The organism is Brenneria roseae subsp. americana, assembly GCF_003115815.1.
In the GTDB taxonomy this organism is placed as follows: domain Bacteria; phylum Pseudomonadota; class Gammaproteobacteria; order Enterobacterales; family Enterobacteriaceae; genus Brenneria; species Brenneria roseae.
Window position 1 is genome coordinate 1 of the sequence record NZ_QDKJ01000034.1, and the last position, 4,617, is coordinate 4,617.

The window sequence follows — 4,617 nt, forward strand, 5'->3', positions numbered from 1 at the left end:
TATTGCGCAGCACAAAGTCAAAGGTGGTGGCGCTGGACGACGGGTTGCTCAGCTTGACGGTGTAGGTCAGGTCCTGGCCTTCCACCACCGTGTCGCCCGCCGGGGTAAAGGTTACCGTGTCAACCGTCGGCGCGTCGTCGTTATCGACAATGGTGCCGGTGGCAGACTTATCGCCCACCGTCACAATCACCGTCTCGTCGGCTTCAGCAATATTGTCATCCACCGTCGGTACAGACACCGCGAACTCGGTCACCCCGGCCGGCACGCTGATCGTGCCGCTGGCCGCGTCGTAGGTCACCCCGTGGCTAAAGCGGATGTCGCCGCGCTGGATATCTGTTTCATCTGCGGTACTGCCGGTATTGCGCAGCGTAAATGAGAATGTCGTTTCCGTTGCCGACGCATGGTTCAAAGTGACCTGATACAGCAAGACGCCACCCTCAATAACCTGATCACCATCCGGATTGAAACTGACGGCATCAATTGCGGGTAGAAGCTCATTGTCAATGATAATCGCCGCGCCGCTATCGCCAATCCCGACCGGTAGTTCAGTACCGCCAGCTGTCTGGCCGCTCAGCGCCGCGCTTAATGTAAAGTTCTCACGACCTTCAAACACGCCGTCCTCCACCGTCGGCACGCTCACCACGATCCCTCCGGTGGTCCCGGCTGGGACCGTCAGGCTGTAGCTGCCATCGGCGTTCTGGCTAACCGGTACGCCCTGACCGTTAATAGTCACCGTCGGCGTGCCGATATCGGCGGAAGTAATGTTCCCGCCGCCCAGGGTAAAAGTCAGCGTGGTCGCGTTGTCCACCGGCTTGCTCAATGTCATATCAAAGGTCGCCGCGTTCCCCTCATTGACCTCGCCCGCGTCGCTCACCGTCAGAACCGGTACGTCGTTATCCAGCACAGTGGTAATAGTAGGATCGCCATGCACTAGATTTTCATAATTACCGCCAGAACTACCTTCAATGCCAACACTTTGTGAAATATCACCCTGCACCAGCACATCATCACTTCGGGCTGGATAAGTTGTAGAACCTTCCGTTTGTCCAACTGGGATAGTGATGGTTTGACCATTAGTCAATGTAATGGTCAAATCCGTGCCCTGGGGAGGCAGTTCGACTCGAGCAGTGATGGTGATATCGTCACCTTCAGTGACGATATCAGGACCTTCCAACGTAATTTTGGTCGCATCATTGTCATCCACCACTGTGGTAGTGGTGGTACTTGTCGTATCCAGCGCTTCATAGTTGCCGCCGGACGTTTCTTTATTACCAACCGTGATCGATTCATCACCCTGCCGGTAGCGATCATCGGCACGCGACGCGATCTGCACCGACCCGCTGCTTTCCCCTACCGGAATGGTGATGGTCTGGTCATTGCTCAGCGTAATCACCAGCGGGCTGTCGGTGACCGGCGCACCGACCGTGGCGGTGACGGTAAATACGTTGCCTTCGGTGATCTGATTATCTGAGCTTAATGTAATGGCGGTGGTGTCTACCGTATCCGTGACGGTGACGGTTGCAGTATCGCTGACATCCAACTGTTCGAAGTTATGTTCACCGGCATTGACGACACTTACCGTATAGCTTTCACCGTCCTGATAGACATCATCGCTCTGCACCGTAAAGGCGGTTGAGGTGCCAACCGCGCTGTTGGCGGCAAAGGTGATAGTCGCGCCATTGCTGAGCGTCACGGTAAATTCGCGGTCGGTCGGCTGACTTAATGTCGCGCCGATAGTCGCCGTGCCGCTGCCTTCTGCTACCGTGATATCGCCCAGCGTCAACGTGGTGGTATCGCTGTTATCGACCACCGTAGTGGTGGTTGTGCTGGTCGTATCCAGCGCTTCAAAGTTACCGCCAACGGTCTCTTTAATACCGATGGTCAGCGCTTCCTCGCCCTGCTGGTAGCTATCGTCACCACGCGTTTCGATCTGTATTGAGCCGGTGCTTTCGCCCACCGGAATGGTGATAGTTTGATCGTTGCTCAGCGTAATCACCAGCGGGCTGCCGGTGACCGGGGCGCCTACCGTAGCGGTGACGGTAAATGCACCGCCTTCGGTGACCTGATTGTCCGAGCTTAATGTAATGGCGGTGGTATCTACCGTATCAGTTACCGTCACGGTTGCCGTATCGCTGCTATCCAGTTGCTCAAAGTTATGCGCGCCACTGTCAGTCACGCTAACCGTATAACTTTCACCATCCTGATAGACATCATCGCCCTGCACCGCAAAGGCCGTTGAGGTCGCAGTGGCACTGTTGGCGGCAAAGGCGATGGTCGCACCATTGCTTAAGGTGACAGTAAATTCGCGGTCGGTCGGCTGACTTAATGTTGCGCCGATAGTCGCCGTGCCGCTGCCTTCCGCTACCGTCACATCACCCAGCGTCAGCGTGGTGGTATCTACCGTATCCGTAATAGTGACGGTTGCAGTATCGCTGACATCCAACTGTTCGAAGTTATGTTCACCGGCATTGACGACACTTACCGTATAGCTTTCACCGTCCTGATAGACATCATCGCTCTGCACCGTAAAGGCGGTTGAGGTGCCAACCGCGCTGTTGGCGGCAAAGGTGATAGTCGCGCCATTGCTGAGCGTCACGGTAAATTCGCGATCGGTCGGCTGGCTTAAGGTCGCCCCGATGGTCGCGGTGCCGCTGCCTTCCGCTACCGTCACATCACCCAGCGTCAGGGTGGTGGCGTCGCTGTTATCGACCACCGTTGTTGTTGTGGTGCTACTGGTATCCAGCGCTTCAAAGTTACCGCCGGCGGTCTCTTTAATGCCGATGGTCAGCGCTTCCTCGCCCTGCTGGTAGCTGTCATCGGCACGTGACGCGATCTGCACCGTGCCAGTACTTTCGCCTACCAGGATAGTGATGGTCTGATCATTGCTGAGTGTAATGATCAGCGGGCTGCCGGTGACCGGCGAACCGACGGTGGCGATCACGGTAAATGCGCCGCCTTCAATGACCTGATTATCCGAGCTTAATGTAATGGCGGTGGTATCTACCGTATCGGTTACCGTCACCGTGGCAGTATCACTGCTGTCCAGTTGCTCGAAGTTATGTTCACCGGCATTGACGACACTTACCGTATAGCTTTCACCGTCCTGATAGACATCGTCATTCTGTACCGCAAAGGCGGTTGAGGTGCCAACCGTGCTGTTGGCGGCAAAGGTGATGGTGGCACCATTGCTGAGCGTGACGGTAAATTCGCGATCGGTCGGCTGGCTTAATGTCGCGCCGATAGTCGCCGTGCCGCTACCTTCTGCTACCGTGATATCACCCAGCGTCAACGTGGTGGTATCTACCGTATCGGTCACAGTGACCGTCGCGGTATCGCTGCTATCCAGTTGCTCGAAGTTATGCGCGCCACTGTCGGTTACGCTGACCGTATAGCTTTCACCGTCCTGATAGACATCATCACCCTGCACCGCAAAGGCCGTTGAGGTCGCAGTGGCACTGTTGGCCGCAAAGGTGATGGTCGCACCATTGCTTAATGTCACGGTAAATTCGCGGTCGGTCGGCTGGCTTAAGGTCGCCCCGATGGTCGCGGTGCCACTGCCTTCCGCCACGGTGATATCGCCCAGCGTCAGCGTGGTGGTATCGCTGTTATCCACTACCGTGGTGGTGGTTGTACTACTGGTATCCAGCGCTTCATAGTTGCCGCCAACGGTTTCTTTGATACCGATGGTCAGCGCTTCCTCGCCCTGCTGATAACTATCATCGGCACGTGACGCGATCTGCACCGTGCCAGTACTTTCGCCCACAGGAATGGTGATAGTTTGATCGTTGCTCAGCGTAATGACCAGTGGGCTGCCGGTCACCGGCGCACCGACCGTGGCGGTCACGGTAAATGCGCCGCCTTCAATAACCTGATTGTCCGAGCTTAATGTAATGGCGGTGGTGTCTACCGTATCCGTGACGGTGACGGATGCAGTATCGCTGACATCCAACTGTTCGAAGTTATGTTCACCGGCATTGACGACACTTACCGTATAGCTTTCACCGTCCTGATAGATATCATCGCCCTGCACCGCAAAGGTGGTTGAGGTGCCGGTGGCACTGTTGGCGGCAAAGGTAATGGTGGCGCCATTACTGAGCGTGACGGTAAATTCGCGATCGGTCGGCTGGCTTAAGGTCGCCCCGATGGTCGCGGTGCCACTGCCTTCCGCCGCGGTGATATCGCCCAACGTCAACGTGGTGGTATCTACCGTATCGGTCACAGTGACCGTCGCGGTATCGCTGCTGTCCAGTTGCTCAAAGTTATGCGCACCACTGTCGGTCACGCTGACCGTATAGCTTTCACCGTCCTGATAGACATCGTCATTCTGCACCGCAAACGCCGTTGAGGTGCCAACCGCGCTGTTGGCGGCAAAGGTGATGGTCGCGCCATTGCTTAACGTGACGGTAAATTCGCGGTCGGTCGGCTGGCTTAATGTCGCCCCGATGGTCGCCGTGCCGCTACCTTCCGCCACCGTGATATCGCCCAGCGTCAGGGTAGTAGCGTCGCTGTTATCGACCACCGTAGTGGTGGTTGTGCTTGTCGTATCCAGCGCTTCAAAGTTGCCGCCAGCGGTCTCTTTAATGCCGATGGTCAGCGCTTCCTCGCCCTGCTGGTAGC

The 4,617-nt window shown here is 56.5% G+C and carries 1 protein-coding gene; it reads right to left on the reverse strand.

Annotated elements, in window-relative coordinates; genetic code table 11:
• On the reverse strand, nt 1-4,617 hold a 4,617-nt coding region (locus B4923_RS20975), incomplete at both ends, for a beta strand repeat-containing protein (protein WP_342752581.1).